This is a genomic window from Bradyrhizobium sp. BR14999 (assembly GCF_056106085.1).
The window spans coordinates 3441249-3463846 of record NZ_CM148536.1; the positions used below are offsets into that span (position 1 = coordinate 3441249).

20 protein-coding genes and 2 pseudogenes are annotated in these 22598 nt (G+C 61.8%); 14 read left to right on the forward strand and 8 right to left on the reverse strand.

Annotated features, from left to right (window positions below; all coding sequences use genetic code 11):
• Positions 1 to 105 precede the first annotated feature (105 nt).
• Positions 106 to 372: a hypothetical protein gene (locus ACR9YP_RS15820; protein ID WP_438106319.1), complete on the reverse strand. Its 267-nt coding sequence runs from the start codon at positions 370 to 372 to the stop codon at positions 106 to 108.
• A gap of 222 nt (positions 373 to 594) precedes the next feature.
• Here ACR9YP_RS15820 and ACR9YP_RS15825 point away from each other — a divergent pair.
• Together ACR9YP_RS15825 and ACR9YP_RS15830 are read left to right on the forward strand one after the other, a co-directional pair.
• A pseudogene (locus ACR9YP_RS15825) lies at positions 595 to 781 on the forward strand (hypothetical protein); the annotation flags it as partial.
• A gap of 862 nt (positions 782 to 1643) precedes the next feature.
• Positions 1644 to 2129, forward strand: coding sequence for a phasin family protein (locus ACR9YP_RS15830; protein WP_244550920.1), 486 nt, complete (start codon positions 1644 to 1646; stop codon positions 2127 to 2129).
• Between the two features lie 290 nt (positions 2130 to 2419).
• Here ACR9YP_RS15830 and ACR9YP_RS15835 read toward each other — a convergent pair whose 3' ends face one another.
• Together ACR9YP_RS15835 and ACR9YP_RS15840 are read right to left on the reverse strand one after the other, a co-directional pair.
• Complete coding sequence (locus ACR9YP_RS15835) at positions 2420 to 3205, reverse strand: Crp/Fnr family transcriptional regulator (RefSeq protein WP_370987673.1); 786 nt, start codon at positions 3203 to 3205, stop codon at positions 2420 to 2422.
• 427 nt (positions 3206 to 3632) lie between these two features.
• Positions 3633 to 4100, reverse strand: a complete 468-nt coding sequence (locus tag ACR9YP_RS15840) for a MarR family winged helix-turn-helix transcriptional regulator (RefSeq protein ID WP_370987674.1) — start codon at positions 4098 to 4100, stop codon at positions 3633 to 3635.
• A gap of 310 nt (positions 4101 to 4410) precedes the next feature.
• On the opposite strand from ACR9YP_RS15840, the gene ACR9YP_RS15845 reads away from it, so the two are divergent.
• From ACR9YP_RS15845 to ACR9YP_RS15855, 3 genes are all read left to right on the forward strand, one after another.
• The gene (locus ACR9YP_RS15845; RefSeq protein WP_091878253.1) at positions 4411 to 4752 is read left to right on the forward strand and encodes a hypothetical protein; all 342 of its coding nucleotides are present in this window, start codon (positions 4411 to 4413) and stop codon (positions 4750 to 4752) included.
• Between the two features lie 482 nt (positions 4753 to 5234).
• Positions 5235 to 6434, forward strand: a complete 1200-nt coding sequence (locus ACR9YP_RS15850; RefSeq protein ID WP_438106323.1) for an ABC transporter substrate-binding protein — start codon at positions 5235 to 5237, stop codon at positions 6432 to 6434.
• 133 nt (positions 6435 to 6567) lie between these two features.
• Positions 6568 to 8370 carry an AMP-binding protein gene (locus ACR9YP_RS15855; RefSeq protein ID WP_438106325.1) on the forward strand — a complete coding sequence of 601 codons (1803 nt, stop codon included), beginning with the start codon at positions 6568 to 6570 and terminating at the stop codon, positions 8368 to 8370.
• Between the two features lie 107 nt (positions 8371 to 8477).
• Here ACR9YP_RS15855 and ACR9YP_RS15860 read toward each other — a convergent pair whose 3' ends face one another.
• On the reverse strand, positions 8478 to 8990 hold the full coding sequence (locus ACR9YP_RS15860) for a winged helix-turn-helix transcriptional regulator (RefSeq protein WP_091878246.1): 513 nt from the start codon (positions 8988 to 8990) through the stop codon (positions 8478 to 8480).
• Positions 8991 to 9222: 232 nt separating this feature from the next.
• Here ACR9YP_RS15860 and ACR9YP_RS15865 point away from each other — a divergent pair, with 232 nt between their 5' ends.
• Both ACR9YP_RS15865 and ACR9YP_RS15870 read left to right on the forward strand, forming a co-directional pair.
• Positions 9223 to 9855 carry a 2-hydroxychromene-2-carboxylate isomerase gene (locus ACR9YP_RS15865; protein WP_438106327.1) on the forward strand — a complete coding sequence of 211 codons (633 nt, stop codon included), beginning with the start codon at positions 9223 to 9225 and terminating at the stop codon, positions 9853 to 9855.
• Positions 9856 to 9930: 75 nt separating this feature from the next.
• A complete protein-coding gene (locus tag ACR9YP_RS15870; protein WP_438106329.1) occupies positions 9931 to 11130 on the forward strand; it encodes a CaiB/BaiF CoA transferase family protein in 1200 nt (399 codons plus the stop codon).
• Positions 11131 to 11176: 46 nt separating this feature from the next.
• On the opposite strand, the gene ACR9YP_RS15875 is transcribed toward ACR9YP_RS15870, so the two are convergent.
• Both ACR9YP_RS15875 and ACR9YP_RS15880 read right to left on the reverse strand, forming a co-directional pair.
• Positions 11177 to 11836 carry a glutathione S-transferase family protein gene (locus tag ACR9YP_RS15875; protein ID WP_091878239.1) on the reverse strand — a complete coding sequence of 220 codons (660 nt, stop codon included), beginning with the start codon at positions 11834 to 11836 and terminating at the stop codon, positions 11177 to 11179.
• The gene (locus ACR9YP_RS15880) at positions 11836 to 12579 is read right to left on the reverse strand and encodes an SDR family NAD(P)-dependent oxidoreductase (RefSeq protein WP_438106332.1); all 744 of its coding nucleotides are present in this window, start codon (positions 12577 to 12579) and stop codon (positions 11836 to 11838) included. The genes ACR9YP_RS15875 and ACR9YP_RS15880 overlap by 1 nt, the downstream gene beginning before the upstream one ends.
• Before the next feature lie 360 nt (positions 12580 to 12939).
• On the opposite strand from ACR9YP_RS15880, the gene ACR9YP_RS15885 reads away from it, so the two are divergent.
• The 5 genes from ACR9YP_RS15885 to ACR9YP_RS15905 are packed head-to-tail and all read left to right on the forward strand — an operon-like array spanning position 12940 to position 18258.
• Complete coding sequence (locus ACR9YP_RS15885) at positions 12940 to 13677, forward strand: SDR family oxidoreductase (RefSeq protein ID WP_474220383.1); 738 nt, start codon at positions 12940 to 12942, stop codon at positions 13675 to 13677.
• Between the two features lie 14 nt (positions 13678 to 13691).
• Positions 13692 to 14873, forward strand: a complete 1182-nt coding sequence (locus ACR9YP_RS15890; protein WP_474220385.1) for an acyl-CoA dehydrogenase family protein — start codon at positions 13692 to 13694, stop codon at positions 14871 to 14873.
• Between the two features lie 24 nt (positions 14874 to 14897).
• Positions 14898 to 16028, forward strand: coding sequence for an acyl-CoA dehydrogenase family protein (locus tag ACR9YP_RS15895; protein ID WP_438106334.1), 1131 nt, complete (start codon positions 14898 to 14900; stop codon positions 16026 to 16028).
• A gap of 15 nt (positions 16029 to 16043) precedes the next feature.
• On the forward strand, positions 16044 to 17231 hold the full coding sequence (locus ACR9YP_RS15900; protein ID WP_438106336.1) for an acetyl-CoA C-acyltransferase: 1188 nt from the start codon (positions 16044 to 16046) through the stop codon (positions 17229 to 17231).
• Between the two features lie 22 nt (positions 17232 to 17253).
• The gene (locus ACR9YP_RS15905) at positions 17254 to 18258 is read left to right on the forward strand and encodes an NAD(P)H-dependent flavin oxidoreductase (RefSeq protein WP_474220387.1); all 1005 of its coding nucleotides are present in this window, start codon (positions 17254 to 17256) and stop codon (positions 18256 to 18258) included.
• A 136-nt stretch (positions 18259 to 18394) separates the two neighbouring features.
• Here the strand turns inward: ACR9YP_RS15905 and ACR9YP_RS15910 are convergent, their stop codons facing one another.
• Together ACR9YP_RS15910 and ACR9YP_RS15915 are read right to left on the reverse strand one after the other, a co-directional pair.
• Positions 18395 to 18574, reverse strand: coding sequence for a CsbD family protein (locus tag ACR9YP_RS15910; RefSeq protein ID WP_091878224.1), 180 nt, complete (start codon positions 18572 to 18574; stop codon positions 18395 to 18397).
• A 148-nt stretch (positions 18575 to 18722) separates the two neighbouring features.
• The gene (locus tag ACR9YP_RS15915) at positions 18723 to 20321 is read right to left on the reverse strand and encodes an alpha-amylase family glycosyl hydrolase (protein ID WP_438106338.1); all 1599 of its coding nucleotides are present in this window, start codon (positions 20319 to 20321) and stop codon (positions 18723 to 18725) included.
• A gap of 333 nt (positions 20322 to 20654) precedes the next feature.
• Here ACR9YP_RS15915 and ACR9YP_RS15920 point away from each other — a divergent pair, with 333 nt between their 5' ends.
• Both ACR9YP_RS15920 and ACR9YP_RS15925 read left to right on the forward strand, forming a co-directional pair.
• A complete protein-coding gene (locus tag ACR9YP_RS15920; protein ID WP_474220390.1) occupies positions 20655 to 21437 on the forward strand; it encodes an SDR family NAD(P)-dependent oxidoreductase in 783 nt (260 codons plus the stop codon).
• A gap of 119 nt (positions 21438 to 21556) precedes the next feature.
• A pseudogene (locus ACR9YP_RS15925) lies at positions 21557 to 22492 on the forward strand (cation diffusion facilitator family transporter); the annotation flags it as partial.
• Positions 22493 to 22598 lie beyond the last annotated feature (106 nt).

The window sequence follows — 22598 nt, forward strand, 5'->3', positions numbered from 1 at the left end:
GGCCGGTGCACGCAAGCAGGACAGGAGCCGGCGGCGCTCTCAGAGACCTGCGAACAATCGTCGATTGTTTTCGGGCATCCTGTCCGAGATGCGTTGTTCATTACGTTAAGTGGGGAGGTCGGTTGTCGCAGCCAGATGCTCAGCCATGTTGCGGCAGGCCCCCTCGGCCTCGGCCAGCGTTCGGAAGGGTGAGCCGCTGATCTTGACCGCGCCGTTGTTCTGGTAGAGCGGTCGCCAACTCGCCAGGTAGCCGGAACGTCCGTGAAAGCCTGGACCCGTGGGGCTTCCAAAGCTGATCACAAACGAGAAGCCATCGCTGCTCGCGCTCCATATCTCCATCCGCTCAAGGGATCGATGAAACTGCAGTGGCATGGCAAATCCTGCGGTGTCTTGGTGGTCGCTCGATTAATATAAATCAGAAATAAATACATTAAATCCTCAATTTGCAAGCCCGAAATTCGACGGCCGCCGCCGCGGAGAACCGCAAGTTCAAGAGGATGCGGAAAATGGCGAAGAGCTGCCGGCTCGACACACGCTTAACAGCTGCCCATTTTCAAACAAAAGTCTTGGTTGAATGCGGATTTAATATATAATATGGGGAATAAATATTTAACTCGAGGAGAGCGCATTGTGTCCCGTGACTGCACTGAAGACGACGATCGGCGGGCATTCCTCAAAACCTGCGGAAGATTCGCGGCCGTGACACCCCCCGTCATGACGCTGCTTCTGTCGACCTCCCTGACCTCGACCGCGATCGCACGTTCGGGCGGACAGACCGGTGTAACCCGAGACGACGACGGGGGCAGGTCATTCTTCGACGACGATCGTCCGTCCGGGGCAGGGTCGAGAGCCTCTGGCAGCGGGTCAGCTGGAGGTGGTGGAGCATCAGGCGGTGGCGGCGGCGGTGGTGGGGCCCCCGGAGGTGGCGGAGCATCTGGCGGTCGCCGTGGTGCGTCATCAAGTGCCGGAGGGACCTCCGGCGGTGGCGGATCCGGTGGAGGGGGAGCCGGTGGTAAAGGGCCGTTCGCGACCGGTGGGAGCTCCGAAAACCCGATCGCAGCTGGCGGCGTCGATTGTGCAGATGAAGATGACGAGGCGCGGAGACGCAATCCCGATTGCGAGCGACCCGCCACTCGAGTTTCGACTGCAACGGGATCTGAGCATTAGTGCATGCAGCTTGGTCTATCGAGCAGGAGACCTGCCATGCCTATCCGCGCTCGGCGGACGACCCTGCTGCCGTTCTTCGCCAGCGTCTCGAAGCGCTTGCCTCCGAACTCGCAGAACTTGAGAGTCTCAGAGGCCGGGTAGATCGGGCAGAGCGCCGTCAGCGCCACCTGCGCAACCGGGCTGTCCTGGGAAAGCGAGCGAGCTCAGAAGGCAAGCAAGCAGTCGTTGCAACCTGGCAGATTTAAATTTCATCCCTGCGCCGCCTGGTCGCAATTCGTCGAATTATTGCAACGAGTGTCCGAAAGCGAACGGATGGTTCGGCTTTGATCGATCATAGTTGGCTTCGGCCGGGGGGAGGCAGTTCATTCGCAGCAGCATCCCACCATGCCGAGAATAGGGGCGCTAGTCTTCTGGCGCAGCACGTGCCGGGCGCTTTGGGGTCTTCAATCCATACCTAGTTTCGCTTGAAAGGATGAATGCTCGTGAATGATGCCAATGTGAAAGTCGAAACGCATGCCGCGAATGAGAGCTCGAACGGAGCAAAGCCAAGGTTCGAGTTGCCGCTTTTAAATTTCCAGGAACTCTTCCGCGGCTTTGCCGAGCAGGGCGCCGCGCAGGCGAGGAAAAATATTGAGAGCATGAAATCCACTTCCGAGGAGATCAGCGACGTTCTCCGTGAAGCCTGTTCTATGAACGTCAAGGGAACCATTGACTACGGCGCCAGGGTGATCGAGATCTCCAAAAACAATACCAGTGCCACCCTGGAATTTTTTTCCCGGCTCGCTGAGACCAGATCGCTGCTGGATATCGTACATCTTTCGACCGCCCAAAGCCGCGAGGCTTTCGAAGCCGCTTCCGCACAGAACCGGGAGCTTTGGGCGCTCGCGCAGAAAGTCGCGATCGATACGACCGAGCCCATCAAGACTGGCTTCAACCGGGTATTGCAAAGGACCGTCGCATAAGACCGTCTGAATCGAGGCTACCGGCCGCGCGGATCGGCTGGACAAGCCTCTCCCCGACAAGGAGAGGCGCGGTCCAGCCGATGGCGGGCGAGTGTGCTCAGAGCCGGCAATAGATTGCAGGAAATCAAGATGGGTATAGTAATGATTAAGTGCCCGGAAACGGGGAGCGCCATTTCGACGGGGATCGAGACCGATCGCGAAAGATTCCGGTGCAGCGCAGTATTCTTCTCGCGCACCTATTGCCGGATTTGCGCCGCCACACACGAGTGGTTCGCGAGGGAGGCCTGGGTCTACGAACCTGCCTTGGATAGTCGGTTACCGGTCGGCTGGCAGGCTCGCGCCGGAGCGGCGTGAAGAACCTCGGCTGCGCCCTGCGAAACGATCCGATCGATCCTGCGGCTCATCACCTTGTAGCACTCGCATGCCACGGCTTCGAGCCGCGGCCGATCAATCTCGAGCTGACCGCGCCGGTTCGATTTCAACGCTCTTGACGCGCGCAACGCGCTCACGACGTGCGTGACGGTGGTGCGGCGGACTCCCAGTAACTCCGACATGGTCTCTTGCGTCAAAGGGAGGAGATTGCCGGCATCCGCCCGGTCGTGAATGTGAAGCAGCCAGCGCGCCATCCGGGCCTCGACGGAGTGCAGGGCATTGCAAGCCGCGACGTACTGGAATTGCGTCAACAGCGATCTCGTGAAAATCTGCACCATGGATGTGATCGCAGGGCTGCGACGCAGAGCCGGCATGAATTGCGCCGCCGGAATCTGCAGCACTGACCCTGGGACGCGGACGACCGCCGTCACGGGTGAGCGGGATGCGCCAAGCGCCGACGTCAGACCGACGGCACCCTCATGACCGATTACCCCCGTGGCGGCCGTCTGCCCGTTCGGCAAGTCCACGATAAAGGCGATCGCGCCGCCGCAGGGGAAGTGAAGGTGTTCGATCCGATCGCCTGATCGGACCAGTACGGCGTCGCGCTCGAGCGCGACTTTCCGCAAATGAGGTGCAAGCAAAGCAAAATCCGCCGGCGGCAACGCTGCTAACAAACGATTACCAACTCTGGTCGCGTGGTCCATCACGGGATTCACCCCCGACGGATAACCGGCGCTGGGACTCGTGCCGGTCGTGCCGAGCTGCTCTGCAGAGTGACAGCTCAACAGCAAGCCAACCGGCCACCTCAGATATGGTTCCAGCGATGAATGGGCATGCCGGACAGCCGCCCCCTGCGGCCGAGATCCTGTCGCGGCTCCAGTGGCGTCCGGCAGCGCCGCCGCACAACTGATCGCATCAACCTTGTGCTCACCAGGCCTACGCGGGAGCCGAAAGAGGGTTGTGCCAGCGACCACTCTCCGAACAAGCACGTCGGCCGCGATCAGTGACGCGCAAGGTGCGGACTGCAAGCGCGCTCTGAGATTATTCGGGGTCGAACTAATTCCCGCAAGAATGTTCTGACCCGGACCAACACTGGTGCAATGACGAGAGCGCCGAATTGAATCGTATGATCTACTCAGGGCGAGGGAGAGGGAGGTCAACGATCCGCTTCATCAAATCGCGCAGATCGGCGGCTTCCTGTTCGCCCATGGCCTCTTCAAAGGCTGTCTGCGCGAGCCGCCATGCAGCCAGGGCTCGCCCATGCGTCTTATGACCCTGCCTTGTGATCGTAACGATACGCTCCCGTCGGTCATTCTTGCCGACTGAAATCTCGACGAAGCCGTCACGCACGAGCGGCCTCAGGTTATGCCCCGTGGTCGCACGATCCATGGACATCAGCTTGGCGAGCTGGGCCATGGTCATCGGCCCTGACGTTACGAGATAACCCAACAAACTGTATTGCGTCGATTTGAGCCCGCTCGAGGCTAGCGCGAGGTCATAGTACCGGGAGAGACGTCTGGCTGCGCGGCGGACTTGATTGCAGTTACAGCGCGCCGGGTCATCGACCAGATTGGATGCTTTTGCTGCTGCTCTCGGCATCAATACCCCTCTCAGCGTCCAACATATCACACGGCTCCTATTTGTTGTCGATAGTTCCAGAACCGCACGCGCGCGCGAGAGCGTTGCGCGCTGACGCTTCCTGCTGTATATCCAAATATAGTTTGATATGCCCCTATTTTGACGGCGATCGGACTCTCAGCGCGTTCGCTCGGCGCGCCGGGCGCAGCCGGAGGAGGAAGACATGGAATCTCCAGTCTTGATCACGGGTGGCGCAGGAACCGTTGGTCATTTACGACGTCGTCCTGCGATAGGCCGATGTGTACACGGCTAGAAACCAGGGCTACCCGCTATGAAGCGCATCGTGTGGTCACTGGCCCTCATCATGCTGGCAACGTCTGCGCCGGCGCGTGACGATGGTCGCTACGCCAATTCACCGCTGAAGGAATGGTTCGAGAGCCTGTCCAGCGAGCTCGGACCATGTTGCTCGGACGCCGATGGATATTTTGTCGCCGATATCGATTGGGAATCCGATCACGGCCACTACCGGGTGCGCATCGATGGCGAATGGGTGATGGTGCCGGACGGCGCCGTGGTCGCACAGCCAAACAAGACTGGGCGGACTATGGTCTGGAAATACTATATTGACGGTCATCCGCGGGTCCGCTGCTTCATGCGGGGCACGATGATCTGACATGGGAGATCTGGCTTCAGCATGAGCGTGATTGTTCGCTCTCCCATGACTGCGCCCCGCGATACCTGGCGTTGTCCGACTCGAGGGCCCGATAGAGCCGCGCAGCAAGATCGCAAGCGTGCCCAAATAAGTACAATAATAGAACTGATGATCTCGACGACGAGGCGCTCCGTTTCCCCACGCGGCATTCCGATTGAAGGCGCTTCGCTGCTTAGTCTATTTGCGTGGAGACTGGCACGTCTCACCGGACGCAGCATGTGCGGTCCGTCCCAAAGCGATGGTCATCAAATCGCTTGACGAGTTCAAAAAAAGAACTGTAGATTTTGTGACAAGATGGCCGAGCTGAACGGCCGCAGGGCCTACCGCGCTGGCCAACCACGCTTGGACGGCGAGGCGCGCAATTCGCTCGGCGCGGTGCCGGGCGGGCGGTCAGCAAAACACAATGGCGTGCCCGGATGGGTGCGCATCAGGGAGGACGGGTCATGTTGGCGAAATGGAAGAGTCTTGCGGCTCTGGCTTTGCTTTTGAGCAGTCCAGCCTTCGCAGCCGACGAGCCGGGAGTTACCGCGACCGAGATCAAGATTGGCGGGGTGTTTCCGTTCAGCGGACCTGCGTCATCGATCGGTCTCGTGGGCAAGGGCCTCATCGCCTACGTTCAATCGGTGAATGACCGCGGCGGCATCAATGGCCGCAAGATCAACTACATCGCATATGACGACGCCTACAGTCCTCCGAAAGCGGTGGAGCACGTCCGCAAGCTCGTCGAGAGCGATGAAGTGGCGTTCATGTTCGGCCAGCTCGGCACGCCCGGCCTTTCGGCCACAGCAAAATACCTGAGGGCGAAAGCGGTGCCCAGCATCGCAATCATCAGCGGCTCGTCGAAATTCACGGACGTTGGCAGTTATCCGCTGACGACGACAGGCCTTGTCAGCTACGACACCGAAGGAAAAATCTACGCCAAATATCTGATCAGGACGCTGCCGAACGCCAAATACGCCATCCTCTATCAGAACGACGATCTCGGCAAAGATTACGTCAATGCCTTCAAGAGCTTTCTCGGCAAGGACTACGACCGAAAGGTCGTCAGCGCGTCCTATGAGGTCACGGAGCCGACCGTCGATTCGCAGATCACAACCCTGAAAAGCTCTGGTGCCGACGCCCTGATGATCGCGGGAACGCCGAAATTCGCAGCGCAGGCGATCCGGCAAGCTTCTGTGATCGGCTGGAAAGCAACCGTGATCATCAACTTTCCGTCCGGTTCGGTCGGAGGCACGCTCGCGCCGGCTGGCCTCGACAAATCAGTCGGTGTGATCGTCGGGACGATCAACAAGGACGTCGTGGATCCGACATGGAAAGACGATCCCGCCATGCAGGCTTATCGGGCGTTTCTCGACAAGTACCTGGCCGGCGTCGATATCACCAACGGCAGCTACCTGACCGGCTATCAGCAAGGCATCCTGCTCGAGCAGATCCTGAAGCAATGCGGCAATGACCTGTCCCGCAAGAACATTCTGGCGCAGGCCAAGAACCTCAGGGATTTCGTCGTCCCGACCGCGCTGCCCGGGATCAAGGTGAACACCAGCGAATCCGAGAACATGATCTGGACGCAGATGCGTTTGCAACGATGGACCGGATCGACCTGGGAAGCCTTCGGCGAGGTGTTGGACGCCAGGTCCGAATGATTTCGCCCCAGCCAGAGTGACGGACGCGGCATCAGTTGCGTCCGAGCTTGCTCTGCGCCGGCAGGCCGCCGCTGGGCAAGACAGGACTGCACCGCCTGCGGTCGCCTTTCAGCAATTCGGGAGATCATTTTCGATGTCGACGACCGCACTGACGTTTGCACCCCGCGAGGTTTCCATCGAGCGTCGAACCGACGGCACGCTTATCTTGAGCTCACCACTCGAATGGACGCCGTGCGACTGGCGCATCACAGATTTTCTGCCGCGCTGGGCCAATGCCGTTCCGGATCGGGTTTTCCTTGCGCAGCGCAATGCCAAGGGAGGATGGGACGAGATCACCTATGGTGAGGCATGGTCGCAGGTTCAGGCGGTCGGCCAAGGCCTGATCGATTTGGGCGCTAAGCCTGCCGACAAGCTTGCGGTGCTTTCCGGAAACTCCATCGAGAACGCGGTGATCTCGTTTGCGGCGATGTCGATCGGGGTCATCTTGGCGCCGATCTCGCCGAACTACACGCTGATGCCGGGGGGCCTCGCACGCCTCAAGGACATCGCGGAAGTGCTGCGCCCAAGCTTCGTATTCGTTCAAAGCGGACGCGACTTTTCCGCCAGCCGCGCGATTCCCGAATTGGCGGCCGCGACCTGGTTCAGCGTCGATGGCGCGCCGGATACGGTGCCTTTTCAGGCTCTGGCGGCTCGAACCGGGAGCGAAGGATTCGATCGCGCATCGCGTGAGGTGCCTTGCGACGCCGTCGCAAAGATTCTCTTCACGTCAGGTTCGACCGGCTTCCCCAAAGGGGTGCTCAACACCCATCGCATGATGGCAAGCTCCCTGCAAATGGGCAGCCTGCTCGTGTCACCTCCGGCCGTGCCGGTGCAGGTTGAATGGCTGCCCTGGCACCATACGATGGGCAGCAATGTCATCCTTCACGGCATCCTGAAGAATGGCGGGACGCTCTATATCGATGATGGCCGGCCGCTGCCGCAGCTCTTTCACAAGACGGTCGCCAATCTCAGGGAGATTTCACCAACCGCCATGTTCAACGTGCCTGCCGGCTATAACCTCTTATGTGATGCGATCGAGAACGACCTCGACCTTGGCGCCACCGTGTTCAAGCGGATGGACCGATTGAGTTATGCCGGCGCCGCAATTTCACAGGGCACCCTGGAAAAACTCTATCGATTGACATTCGCGGTCACCGGCCGACGAATTCCTGTCATGTCGGGCTATGGCACGACCGAAACGGCGCCGACAATCAGTTCGACGCATTGGGCAACGGACCAGCCCGGAGAGATCGGTCTTCCCGCGCCGGGGCTGCAGCTCAAGCTCATCCCGGTCTCCGATACCTACGAGGCCAGGGTCAAGGGCCCTAACGTCACGCCCGGCTATCTCGAAAGGCCGGATTTGACGGAAAGGGCCTTCGATGAGGAAGGATTCTACCGCATCGGCGACACTGTCTCGTTTCTGGATCCAGAGAAGCCGGAGCTTGGGCTGCGCTTTACGGGAAGAATTTCCGAGAACTTCAAGCTTGCGAATGGCACCTGGGTCTCGATCGGAAACATGCGCGCGGCAATCCTGGCCGCGACGCGCGGCGTCTTGCTCGACATCGTCGTTGCGGGCGAAAATCGCGAGGCGTGCGCGCTGCTCTGCTGGTTGAATCCGACCGAAGCGACGCGAGTTTCAACGAACCCAGCCGCAGATCTGACCTGCGATCCCTTCGTGATTCAATTTCTAAGGGATTGTTTTCAGAAATATAACGAGACCGTCGGAAGCAGCGAAAGAGTCTGTTCCTTCTCTCTGCTGAAGGATCCGCCATCAATGGCTGCCGGAGAGATCACGGACAAGGCCTATGTCAACCAACGCGCCGTGCTGAAGGTTCGCTCCGAACAGGTTGAACGCCTCTATACCAGCGAACCGGGCCGCGATGTGGTCCGAGTGTAAGGGCGAGTTGAGCGACATCGCGTGTCGGCCTGACGGCGCCCGCATGCGCTCCCTTGCGTTGCTATCCGATGCGCGGACCCTCGAGCAGCATTCCGTGGGCGGCCATCTCAAGCGGCGCGCGAGCGCGTCTTTGTCTTCCGGACCTCCGGCGCCGCCGTCGCGGGGGTGCCGCGGGCACCTGGTCCCGGATGAGTATGAACCTCCTTGGCCGACAGCGGCTCGCCGCATTCAGAGCACACCATGACCGGATCGAAGTCCTTTCCGCACTTGCGGTGCTGATGCAGCAACGGTCGGCCGCGCTCGTCGACCATGTGGGTATCGCCCCAATGCACGATCGCCATCATGATCGGATAGAGGTCGAGGCCCTTCTGGGTCAGGATATATTCGTGACGCTTGGGGGATTCCTGGTAGGGAATACGGCGCAGGATGCCCTGCCGAACCAGCTTTTTCAGCCGTTCGGCGAGCAAGTGTCGTGTGATTCCGAGCGCCGACTGAAATCCCTCGAAGCGGCGCGTGCGCAGGAAGCATTCACGCAGGATCAGAAGAGTCCAGCGATCGCCGATCACGCCGATGGTTCGGGCCATCGAACATGGCTCTTCCTCGAGTTCTTTCCACTTCATTCACCCACTCCAATCGTCCCGGCACAGGCCGTCTCCAATCGTCGCGGAGATCGGCACCGACTCTTGCATTCTAGATAGGTACTAGATTTCAAACAATACCCTTCCCAATAGGCCAAAATCAGCGGATTACAGGCGCATTGACAGTTCTATTTTAGAACTATATGGTTGCCGAAAGTCGCGCTGGCGATCGGATTGCCAGTGACCTCCATTCGCTCTCCGGGAGAAGGCCGAGATGACCCTGAAGGTTGAATTCCAGTTCGATTTCGGTAGCCCGAACGCCTACCTGGCGGAAGTGGCCATCCCTGGCATTGAGCAGCGGACCGGGGTGAAATTCGCGTACGTCCCGGTTCTGCTCGGCGGCATCTACAAGGCGACCGGCAACATGTCGCCGTTCGACTCGCTTCGCGGCATCAAGAACAAGCCGGAATATCAGGCGCTGGAGACCCAGCGGTTTATCCGACGCCACAACATCACGAAATTTCGCCAGAATCCCTTCTTTCCCGTCAACACGCTGACGCTGATGCGCGGTGCTGTCGCTGCCCAGTTCGAGGGCATGTTCGAGCCCTATTTCCGCGCCGCCTATCATCATATGTGGGAAGAGCCGAAGAAAATGGACGACCTCGAAATCTTCCGTCGCGCGTTTGTCTCCTCGGGTCTCGATGTCGATCGGCTGTTGGCGCGTGCGCAGCAGGATGACGTCAAGAAGAGGCTGATTGATCTGACCAACGACGCCGTCAGCCGGGGAGCATTCGGCTCTCCGACCTTTTTCGTCGGAAAGGAAATGTTCTTCGGCAAGGACCAGATCCGTGACGTCGAGGAATCGATCGTCGAGCAGATCAGGCAACCTGTTCCCAAGACGGCCTGACGGCGGCGACTGTCCGGGCTGCGTGGCGAAGCCGCTCTCGGACCCAAAGCAAACGTAAATTCAGGGAGAATGCCCATGCCCGGCCCACTTCACGGCGTTCGAGTGCTCGATTTGACCGGCGTGGTGTCGGGCCCGTTCGCGACCATGTTTCTGGCGGATCAGGGCGCCGACGTGCTGAAGATCGAGCCGATCGGCGGCGACATTACCCGCCGCAGCCGCGCCACCATCGACAAGGAGGGCGAGTTCTCCGCGCTATTCATCTCTTCAAACCGCGGCAAGCGCTCGCTGTCGATCGACGTCAAGAGTATGTCGGGATGCGAGGTGCTCACCCGGCTGGTCGCGCAGGCCGATGTCCTGGTGCAGAATTTCCGGCCAGGCACCATGGAACGTCTCGGTCTCGGCGTTGAGGAATTGCGCCAGCGCCATCCGCGCCTGATCTACGTCTCAATCAGCGGGGTCGGCGATACCGGACCCTATGTAAAGAAGCGCGTCTATGATCCGATCGTTCAGGGATTGTCGGGCTTCGCCGATATCCAGTCGCAGCCGGTCACGAACCGGCCGCAGATGATCCGCACCATCGTATGTGACAAGACCACCGCGGTGTTCACCGCTCAGGCGGTGGCGGCGGCGCTCTATGCGCGTGAGAAGACGGGGCAGGGCGACCACATCCAAGTGGCGATGCTGGATGCGATGATCTCCTACCTCTGGCCGGAAGGCATGATGCAGTACACGGTGGTCGGTGCCGAGGCGGCCACTGTCGATCCGAATGATCGGCCGGACCTGGTGTTCAAGACCAGCGACGGCTACATCACCGCCGGCACCATCTCCGACTCCGAATGGCAGGGCTTTTGCCACGCCTCCGGCGATCCCGAGCTCGCCAAGGATCCCCGCTTCGCGACTCCCGCGGCGCGCTCGGTCAATGCCACCGCGCGGATCAACAAGATGGCGGAATACATCAGTCAGCATACGACCGCCGAATGGCTGGAGCGCCTCGACGCCGCGGATGTGCCCTGCGCACCAATCCTGCGCCGGAGTGAGATCATTCATAACGAACAGGTGGTAGCGCGCGGCATCATCGCTGAATTCGATCAGCCGAAAGTCGGCCGTGTCCGGCAGCCGAAACCGGCAGCCCGCTTCGAGATCAACCAGGCTGCGATCGGCGGGCCGGCCCCCCGGGTCGGCGAGCATTCGCGCGAGGTGCTGCGCGATCTCGGATACGACGACGGCGCCATCGACAAAATGATTGCCGAGCGCGCCCTGCGCGTGGCTGTGTAGGCAGAAGCGTTAGCGCTGCCGGCGATCGCTTGGAGCTTTGCCGGCCCTACCGCAACGGGGCCACAGGAACATTAGCCGCGACCGCTCGCTGATAGGCCTCCCGTCGCTGGATGCGTTCGAGGTAGGGCAGCGCATTCTCGCAAATGCCGACGCCATAAGCGATGGCCCAGTCAAGGCACGTCGTAAGGAGGATATCTGCGCTGCTGAAGCGCTCGCCCATGAGAAACGGCCGGCCGTCAGCCAAGGCGACTTCAACGTGGCGCAGCTGGCCGCGAAAGTACTCCGCGGCTTGAGCGACGACTTCAGGTGCGACGCCATAGATGTGTCCCAGCGCGTCCGCCCGGTGGCGGCGCATGACGTAAAGGCTCGTGGAATCGAGCTCGGCCACGACAAAGAAGCACCATTCGAGCCACGCGGCATAGTCGTGGGTGGACTCCGGAATCAGCGAGCGTTCCGGCGTCGAATACATGCGCGACAAATAGGCAACGATCGCGGCGCTCTCGCCGATGCAGAAGTCGCCATCCTGCAACAGTGGGATCTTCTGGCGGGGATTGAGCCTGGTATATTCAGCGGTTTTGGTTTCGCCTGTCCGAGGTCCGATCGGCTTGACCTTATAGGATAGGCCAAGTTCGTGCATCGCCCAGTGTGCACGAATGGTGCGGCTTGTGCCGGCGCCCCACAGCGTGAGATCGGGTGTCGCGTTCATCACCACTTCTCCACCGACGGACGAAGATCGAGTTCATGGGTCCAGCCGTCGCGGCTCTGCTGGTGCGTGAACCAATAGGCTTCTGCGATAGAGGAGGTCTTCGTCAGGCTGTCCGGCGGGATCGCGCCTGCCTCGATCCCCTTTGCCGCTTTCATGCGCTGGTGGATGGCTTCGCTATCGACGCCGGCATCGATGATGAGATGGACGACATGGATATTCTTCGGCCCAAGCTCGCGCGCCATGGCCTGGGCCACCGCGCGAAGGCCGAATTTTGCCGACGAGAACGCGGCAAAGCCCTGGCCGCCGCGAAGGCTGGCGGTCGCTCCGGTAAAGAAAATGGTGCCGCGACCGCGCGGCAACATGACGCGCGCAGCTTCGCGGCCCACGAGGAATCCGGCGTAGCACGCCAGCTCCCAGGCCTTGAAGAAGAGCCTCTCCGTGGTGTCCACGAGCGGCTTGTTGACGTTCGATCCGGCATTGAAAAGGCAGACCTCGATCGGTCCGATATCGCGTTCAACGTCGGAAAAGAGGTTCTGCACCTCGGCTTCTTGCCGCGCATCGACACTGAAGGCGTGGATACGACAGCCGGCAGCCGTCAGCTCGTCCACGAGCCCCTGGGATTTGGTGGCGTCACGCCGGCAGATACAAACCGTGTAGCCGCCTTTGGCAAAACGTCGGGCGACGGCGGCTCCGATCGCATCGCCCGCGCCCACCAGGATTGCTACGCCGGGACCTTCGACCATGATCACTCCTCCCCATAAGTTCTTATTTGATACTTAAGGCTAGCCGTTCGCCGCAATGTTGTAAACGATGTTCTGCAAGGGCTACGCAAAGCGACAGCTATTCTGTCACTCTGGCGTTAAGTCGCCAAATGGTCATTTAGCGATTGACGAGTTCTAAAAAAGAACGTTAACTCCAATTCGAATGGGCTTGGGCCAAGGACCGGGCTCAGCGTTTCGGGAGGTTGGCAGTGGCGGGGTTTTTCAGGCGCGGCCGATATCGCAGGCGACCGGGTGATCACGGTGCGCGAACAGCGTATTGGGCTGGACGCTCCGGCACGGCAGAACAGCTTCAACAGGTCTAATTTAACCGGGAGACGACCCTTGCAAAAGAGAAACGCAACCGTGGCCGTGATCGGTGCCGGCGACTATATCGGCGGCGAGATCGCAAAGAAGTTTGCCTCGGAGGGCTTCACGGTGTTTGCCGGGCGCCGCAACGGCGCCAAGCTCGAGCCGCTCGTCAAGGAGATCGAGGCGGCCGGCGGCGAGATTCACGCGCGCACGCTCGATGCGCGCAAGGAAGAGGAGATCATCTCCTTCCTGGAAGACGCCGACAAGCACGCGCCGCTCGAGGTCTGCATTTTCAACATCGGCGCCAACGTCAATTTCCCGATTCTGGAAACGACCGAGCGCGTCTTCCGCAAGGTCTGGGAGATGGCCTGCTATTCCGGCTTTCTCGCTGGCCGCGAGGCCGCGCGGCTGATGCTGCCTCGCGGCAAGGGCAACATCTTCTTCACCGGTGCAACGGCGAGCCTGCGCGGCGGAATTGGCTATGCAGCCTTCGCCAGTGCCAAGTTCGGTCTGCGGGCCGTTGCCCAGGCCGCGGCGCGCGAGCTGGGGCCGAAGAACATTCACGTGGCGCATCTCATCATCGACTCCGGGGTCGACACCGAATGGGTGCGCCAACGACGGATCGAGGCGCTCGGTCCGAATGCCCTCGATAATCCTGATCTCTTGATGCCGCCGTCGTCCGTCGCGGAATCCTATTGGCTGCTGTATCAGCAGCCGCGCAGCGCCTGGACCTTCGAGCTGGAGATCCGCCCCTTCGGTGAGAAGTGGTAGCGGAGACTGTTGCGATGGAGCTCAATCTTTCCAGCGAGGATGCTGCCTTTCGTGACGAGGTTCGCACATTCATTGCGGAAAACTATCCGCAGGAAATGCGCGTTCCAAATCCCGAGACCGATTTGACCAAGGAGCAATCGCTGCTCTGGCATCGAATTCTCTACAAGAAGGGCTGGATCGCGCCGCTCTGGCCCAAGGAGTACGGCGGTCCGGGCTGGTCGATCACGCAACGCTTCATCTTTGAGCAGGAAACCTCTCGGGCCGGAACGCTGCCGCCGCTCGCGTTCAGCGTGACCATGGTCGGGCCGGTGATCTACACGTTTGGCAACGAGGCGCAGAAGAAGAAGCTTCTGCCGCGGATTCTATCCGGCGAAGATTGGTGGTGCCAAGGCTATTCGGAGCCGGGCTCCGGCTCGGACCTCGCGACCGTCAGAACCAAGGCGGTGCGCGAGGGTGACCACTACATCGTCAACGGGCACAAGACCTGGACCACGCTGGCGCAGCACGCCGACTGGATTTTCTGCCTGGTGCGGACGGATCCGAGCGCGAAGCCGCAATCCGGGATCTCCTTCCTGCTGATCGACATGAAGTCGCCCGGGGTGACGGCGCGGCCGATCATCACGATCGACGGCAGCCATGAAGTCAACGACGTCTTCCTCGAGAACGTCCGCGTGCCGTTGGAGAACCTTGTCGGCGAGGAGAACAAGGGCTGGACTTACGCCAAGTTCCTGCTCGGCAACGAGCGGACCAGCATGGCGGGCATCGGCCGGTCGACCCGTTACATCGGGAAGCTGAAGCAGATCGTGAAGGCCGAGATACCGGCGGACGATCCGGCACATCTCGAGTTTCTGCGGGACATTGCCCGCATTGAGCTCGACGTGCTGGCTCTGGAGGCGACCGAACTGCGCGTCGTCGCCCAGATGGCGCGCTGCATCGATCCGGGGCCGGCGGCGTCGCTGTTCAAGATCCGCGGCACCGAGATCTTCCAGAGCATCACCGAACTTACTCACCGCGCGATGGGCAATTACGGCCTTGCGATCCGCGAGCATCCGGCCAGTGCCAACCATTTCATGCCAGGTCCCGACTACGGACATACCGCGTCGGAGAAATACCTGAATGCGCGCAAGCTCAGCATCTACGGCGGATCGAACGAGATCCAGCGCAACATCATCGCCAAAGCAGTGCTCGGCCTTTAGGCGCGGGCGCATCGGGAGGATCGGATGGACATCCAGTTCACGGAAGAGCAGGACATGCTGCGATCCAGCGTCCAGCGTCTGCTGCGCGATCAATACGATTTCGACACGCGCCGAAAGATCGTGGCGAGCGAGCAAGGCTTCAGCCGGAAGCAGTGGGAGGCTTTCGCGGAGCTCGGCCTGCTCGCTGCGCCGTTCTCCGAGGACGCTGGCGGTCTCGGCGGCGGCGCGCTGTCGACCATGATCATCATGCAGGAGTTCGGCCGGCACCTCGTCGTTGAGCCTTTCGTCGAGACGGTCGTGCTGGCCGGGGGGCTGATCGAGCAGGCGGGCACGTCGGAGCAGAAGCAGGGCTTCCTTCCCGGCATCATCGACGGCAGCAAGATCTGGGCGTTGGCCTGGACGGAGAAGGCATCCCGGTTCGATTTCGCTAACGTCGCGACCAGGGCGCGGCGTGAGGGGAACGACTACGTTCTGAGCGGTCGGAAGACCATGGTGATCGCCGCGCCCTGGGCGGATCATCTGATCGTCTCGGGGCGGACCTCCGGCGACGACCGCGACGGCGGCGGCGTCAGCCTGTTCGTGGTCGACCGCCGCGCCGCCGGCGTCGATCTTCAGAGCTTCAAGACGATCGACGGGCGCCGGGCCGCCGAGGTCGACCTGCGTGAGGTCCACGCGCAATTGCTGGGGAGGGAAGGCGAGGGCGTCGCCGCGCTGGAGGCTTGCCGCGAGCGTGCGATCGGCGCCCTCTGCGCGGAGGCCGTCGGCGCCATCGGCGAGCTGAATTCCGCCACACTGGAATATTCCAAGACCCGCAAGCAGTTCGGCACCACCATTGGCTCCTTCCAGGTGCTGCAACATCGGATGGTCGACATGTTCATCGCGCATCAGGAGGCGCTCTCCCTGATGCAGCATCTCAACCTCAGCCTCGCGGCGGGCGATGCGGGACTTCCGCGGCTCGCCTCGGGCGCCAAGTCGAAGATTGGTTATGCCGGCAAGTTCGTCGCCGACCAAGCGGTGCAGCTTCATGGCGGCATGGGAATGACCGACGAGCTCAACGTCGGACACTATTTCAAGCGAATCTCCTCCATCAACATCCAGTTCGGCGATCCCGCGTTCCACCTGCTGCGCTACGCGCAGCTGGATGCGGCCGCGTAAAGAGAAGAGGCCAGCATGACGACTGAAGCAGTCATCGTTTCCACCGCAAGGACCGCCGTCGGCAAGGCCTATCGCGGCGCGCTCAACAACACGGACGGCCCGACCATGGCCGGGCACGTGATGGCCGAAGCCGTGAAGCGGGCCGGCGTCGCGCCCGGCGAAGTCGAGGACGTGGTGATGGGCTGCGCGATGCAGCAAGGCACCATGGTGATGAACGTCGCGCGCAAGGGCGCGATCCGCGCTGGCTTGCCGGTCACCGTCGCCGGCACCACCATCGACCGCCAATGTGCCTCCGGCCTGCAGGCCATCGCCGTTGCCGCGCGCTCGGTGATATCGGATGGGGTCGAGGTCGCGATCGGCGGGGGCATCGAGTCGATCAGCCTCGTGCAGAACGACCACATGAACCGGTTTCATGCCGTCGACGATGAGTTGATGGCGATGAAGCCGGAAATGTACATGTCGATGCTCGAGACGGCCGAGATCGTCGCCGAACGCTACAAGATCGGTCGCGACAAGCAGGACGAATACAGTCTCGAATGCCAACGCCGCGTCGGCGCTGCCATGCAGGCCGGCCACTTCAACGACGAGATCGTGCCATTCACCACCAGGATGGCGCTCGTCAACAAGGACACGAAGGAGGTGACCTACGAGCAGGTGACGCTGACAAAGGACGAAGGCCCGCGCCCGGAAACGACCGCCGAAGTCCTGGCCAGGATCAAGCCGGTGTTCGAGGGCAAGACGATCAGCGCGGGCAATGCCAGCCAGCTTTCCGACGGTGCTTCGGCCTGTGTGATCATGAGCGATAAGATTGCAGCCAGGAAGGGCCTCAAGCCGCTCGGCATCTTCCGCGGCTTCGTCGCTGCCGGCGTCGAACCCGACGAGATGGGCGTCGGTCCGGTCGCCGCGATCCCGCGGCTGCTCAAGCGCCATGGCCTGAAGATCGACGACATCGATCTCTGGGAGCTGAACGAGGCCTACGCGGTCCAGGTGATCTATTGCCGCGATAAGCTCAGCATTGACCCGGACAAGCTCAACGTCAATGGCGGCTCGATTGCGATCGGTCATCCCTACGGCATGACCGGGGCGCGGCTCACCGGTCACCTCCTGATCGAGGGGCGGCGGCGCAAGGCGAAATACGGCGTGGTGACCATGTGCATCGGTGGTGGCATGGGCGCGGCGGGATTGTTTGAAATCATCCACTGAGCGGAAACGCGGGAGATCATTCGTGAAGACAGCGATCACTGAACTGTTCGGCATCGAGCATCCGATCATCCAGGGTGGGATGCACTATGTGGGGTTCGCCGAACTCGCCGCCGCGGTGTCGAATGCCGGCGGCCTGGGGATCATCACGGGCCTGACGCAGCGGACGCCGGAACTGCTGGCCAAGGAGATCGCGCGCTGCCGCGACATGACGGATAAACCATTCGGGGTGAACCTGACCTTTCTGCCCACCTTCAGCGCGCCACCCTATCCGGAGTACATCGCAGCGATCAGAGAGGGCGGCGTCAAGGTCGTCGAAACCGCCGGGCGCAGCCCCGAGCAGTACATGCCGGCTCTGAAGGCCGGCGACATCAAGGTGATCCACAAATGCACCTCCGTCCGGCATTCGCTGAAGGCCGAGCAGATCGGCTGCGATGCCGTCAGCGTCGACGGATTTGAATGCGGCGGCCATCCGGGCGAGGATGACATGCCAAACATGATCCTGTTGCCGCGTGCGGCCGAGGAACTGAAGATCCCGTTTGTTGCATCCGGCGGCATGGCAGATGCGCGCAGCCTGGTTGCGGCGCTGGCGATGGGGGCCGCCGGCATGAACATGGGCACGCGCTTTATCGCCACCAAGGAGGCACCGGTGCATGAGAACGTCAAGAATGCGCTGGTCCAGGCCTCGGAGCTCGATACCCGGCTCGTCATGCGCGCGCTCCGCAACACCGAGCGGGTCCTCAACAACAAGGGCGTCGAAGACTTGCTGGAGATCGAGCGAGAGAAAGGTAAAAGCCTCAAGATTGACGACATCCATGACCAGGTGGCGGGCGTCTATCCGAAGGTGATGATCGACGGCGATATGGACGCGGGCGCTTGGAGCTGCGGCATGGTCGTCGAACTCATCCGCGACATTCCGACCGTGAAGGAACTGGTCGACCGCATCATGGCGGACGCCGAGCGACTGATCAGGGGCAGGCTTACGGGATTCCTGGACGCCGACAGCACGGCCGCCCTGAAGGTCGCATGAAGCGACGGCGAGCGGATTGGCACCTCGTAGGACTTGCCAAGCGCGAAATGCATCCCTCCAAAGCGGTTGCAAGACCCAGGAGAACGCCGGTCGTCCGCTTCACCTGATTGCTAGAGCGCCGGTTGCGACGGCGCGTTCACGTCAGCTGCTGGAGCTTCTTCAGCGGATTGAGTTCGCTCGGCTGGCCCTGTTCCTCGCGGCCGCGCTCCGCCTCGGCCTTGCCGTCCTCGTGGAGCTCCTGATCCCCGACGATCTCGCCGACGGCCTGTTTCGCCTTGCCGGCGATCCGCCGCTTAAGACCTTTCACCTTGCCCATGGCAGCCTCCAAGCTCACGCCGCTGCCCCGGCGCCAAACGGGGGAATAAGCGCCGGGGCCTGCGGTTTCGTCCAAAGTGCGTCCGACAGCAGGGGGCAGATGCCGGAGGCGTGGGGCAGACTCCTTGGCGCGCCGATGGTTCCTCCGATCATCGCCGTGCGAGCTCGATGATCACGCCTTCATTGCCCCGAAGCAGGATCGATGCGTCCGGCAATGGCTCGCGCGGCCGGTCCAGATGTGTTGACATCAGCAGGCGGCCACGGCCGTGCCAGTGCCATCTCCGCGGCTCGGCGACGATGTTGAGGGCGACCAGCACTTCGCCCGCGTCTGTCACGCGCTTGAAGGCGAGGACGTCGTTTTGCGATCGCAGCGGCGCGTGGCTGCCTTCGCGAAGACAGGCATGCTCGCGCCGCAGCGCGATCAGCGCGCGAAACAACGCCAGGATGGAATGTTCGTCCCGCCTCTGCTGCGCCACGTTGGGCGCATCGCGCGGCCCCAGCGGTAGCCATGGGCTGCCTGTGGTGAATCCACCGCTCTCGCTGTCATCCCAGCGCATCGGCGCGCGCTCGGGATCGCGGCAAAGTTCATATCCCGGCACAAGCTTCTCGAAGAGATCGCGAACGCGATCGGCTGGAATAGGGACCCGTTTGCGGCCGATCTCGTCGCCCATGAAGAAAAACGGCGTTCCCCGCAGCGTCATCAACAGCATCGCGAGCACGCGCATCTGCGCGGCACCGATCTTGCTCGCGATCCGCTGCTTGTCGTGCCCGCCGATCACCCACACCGGCCAAGCGTCCTTGGGAATGGCGTTGAGATAGGCGTCGATAGTCGCCTGGAGCGACAGCGCGTCCCATCGCGAGTCCAGCAGCGCGAAATTCAGCGGCAGGTGCAGGCGCGGTCGATCGTTGCCGTAGAAGTGCCCGATCCGGTCGGTCTTGCCCTGAACTTCGCCGCACAATAGCCGGTCCGGATAGCCATCGATCACCTCACGGATGAATTCGATGCACGACATCGTCTCCGGCCGGTCGTCGGTAAACACGGACGTATGGCGTTGCGGCGGCGGCTTGTCCTTGGCTTGCGGGTTTGGTGGATTGTCGCGCAACAGATCGTCCTTGATCAGCACGGCGCTGGCATCGACGCGAAAGCCGTCGACGCCGCGGTCGAGCCAGAAATGCATGACCTCGGCGATCGCAGCCCTCACGTCCGGATTGCGCCAGTTCAGGTCGGGCTGCTCGACCAGGAAGGAGTGGTAGTAATATTGCCGCCGCGCGTCACACCACTCCCAGGCGCTACCGCCGAAACGACTCAGCCAGTTGTTCGGCGGTCCGCCATTCTCGGCCGGATCGGCCCAGATGTACCAATCGGACTTTGCGCTGTGGCGCGAACTGCTGCTCTCGACGAACCAGGCGTGGTCGTCGGCAGTGTGATTGGGGACGAGGTCGAGAATGAGCCGGATCCCTTCTGTGTGCAGGGCGCTGACGAGGCGATCGAATTCGTCGAGCGTGCCGAAGCCCGGGTCGATTGAACAATAATCGGAGATATCATAGCCGAGATCGCGAAAGGGACTGCGGTAGATCGGCGTGAGCCACACCGCATCGATGCCGAGCCATCTCAAATAGTCTAGCCGCGACATCAAGCCGGCGAGGTCGCCTTTGCCGTCGCCATTGGAATCCTGGAACGAGATCGGCGCGATTTCATAGATGACCGCGGATTGCCACCACGCGCGTTCGTCACGGGATTTGGTCATTGCCTCGATTTCACCTCGTTGCAGGTGGCCTCTCGATCAAGCTCTGTAAACGGACAGCGATGGCGCAGCTCGTGAGCTTGATGATGGCGTCGCGCGGGTCCTGGATTTCCGGGTCGGTGACGGTGTCGCACCGGATGTCCGCCTTGCCATGCCAAACCAGCGCCTTGATCTCGGTCCTCCGCCATCAATCATGTGGCATCTAAGTTCAGGCATGAACGATGGTTGCTATGCAACGCGCAAATTCTTCGCACTGCACCGGACCGTGCGGGAATAGGAACAGCTGGCCGGTCGAGCGATTGGGCATCATCATCCCAACCCGCGAGGATACGCCCTATGGCCGCCAATCAACTCGCCGTCGTCACCGGCGCCTCAACCGGTATCGGCCTGGAACTTGCCAGGTGCTGCGCCCAAGCAGGTTTCAATCTTGTCATCGCCGCGGACGAGGCCGCGATCGAGGGGGTGGCCGTCGACCTGCGTAGGTTCGGCGGCAGTGTGGAGCCGGTCGAGACCGATCTCGCCACCATTGAGGGCGTCGACAAGCTCTGCGCGGCGGTCGCCGACCGGCCGGTCGACGCGCTGCTGGCTAATGCCGGCATCGGCCTCGGCAAGGCCTTCCTTGACCAGGATTTCCAACGCATCAGGCACGTCATCGATACCAACATCACCGGCACGCTCTACCTGATCCATCACGCCGGCAATGCGATGGTGCGACGCAACTCCGGGCGCATTCTCATCACGGGCTCGATCGCCGGCTTCATGCCCGGCAGCTTCGAGGCGGTGTACAACGCCTCCAAAGCTTTTCTCGACTCGTTCTCCTTCGCTCTGCGCGAAGAGCTGCGCGATAGCGGCGTCACCGTCACTTGCCTGATGCCTGGCGCCACCGACACCGAATTCTTCCGCCGCGCCGACATGATGGACACCAAGGTTGGCACCGAGCAGAAGGATGGCGCCTACGAGGTCGCCAAGGCCGGCTTCGATGCAATGCTGCGCGGTGAGGCCGACGTCGTCACCGGTCTGAAGAACAAGATCCAGGCGACGGTCGCCGCCATCACGCCGAACGAGATGCTGGCCAAGCAGCATCGGAAGTTGGCCGAGCCCGGCACGGCGAAATCGTAGCGCGAGAGTGCACCAACTCTCGCGGCACGCCGTAGATACGGCGTCTGCTGTGATGGCGCTGACCTTCTGTGCGTAACGGCGGGCCCGCCGACCGCAGAGGAGGACTGACCTTGGTGAACATGGCCGCTGCTTCGTCATCGAAGACCACGGTCTATGCCGCACTTGCCGGCAATGTGCTCGTCGCGGTCACCAAGATCGGCGCCGCCATCTGGACGGGAAGCTCGGCGATGACGAGCGAGGCCGTGCACTCGGTGGTCGACACCTCCAACGAGGTGCTGCTGCTCTATGGCTACCATCGTGCCAGCCGCCCAGCGGACGAATCCCATCCACTCGGCTACGGGCGCGAGCTGTATTTCTGGAGCTTCATCGTCGCCCTGGTGATCTTTGCGCTCGGTTCGGGCGTCTCGCTCTATCAGGGCCTCGTGCATGTTGCCGCCCCTGAGCGGATCGAAGATCCCATCGTCAGCTTCATCGTGCTCGGGCTGTCGTTCCTGTTCGAGGGCGCATCGTGGCTGGTCGCCTTGCGACGTTTCCGCTTCGACGCGGCGCGGTTCGGCTACTATCAGGCCTTTGTCCGCAGCAAGGACCCGCCTGCATTCATGGTGCTGCTCGAGGACAGTGCGGCGCTGGTCGGTATCGTCATTGCGGCCGGGGCAACGGCGGCGGCGGTGTGGCTGGAGCAACCGGTGTGGGACGGCGTCGGCTCGATCCTGATCGGGATTCTGCTGGGGGTCACGTCCGTCGGGCTCGCCCGCGAGAGCAAGAGTCTGCTGATCGGCGAGCCGGCGCACCCTGAGCTTGCGCGATCGATCCTCGAGATCGCCCGGCGTTCGCCGGGGGTGCTGCAGGCCAACGGGCTCCTGACGGTCCAACTATCCCCGGACGAGATTGTCGCCGCCCTCAGCGTCGAGTTCGCCGACGAGAAGCGCGCCGACGATATCGAGCAATGCGTGATCTCGCTCGAAGGTGAAATCCGCAAGCATCATCCGAGCGTCGCAGCCCTGTTCATCAAGCCGCAGACGAACGCGCGCTTTCACGCCGTTCGGGCGAAACGCAGGCGTGGAAGCTCCAGAGCCATCAATGACCCGAGAGGCGCTCCCCCCAGTGCCAAAAAGCCATGGCAAGCTCCGGGTCGATGTCGCGCTGTGGCGGACCGCCTGC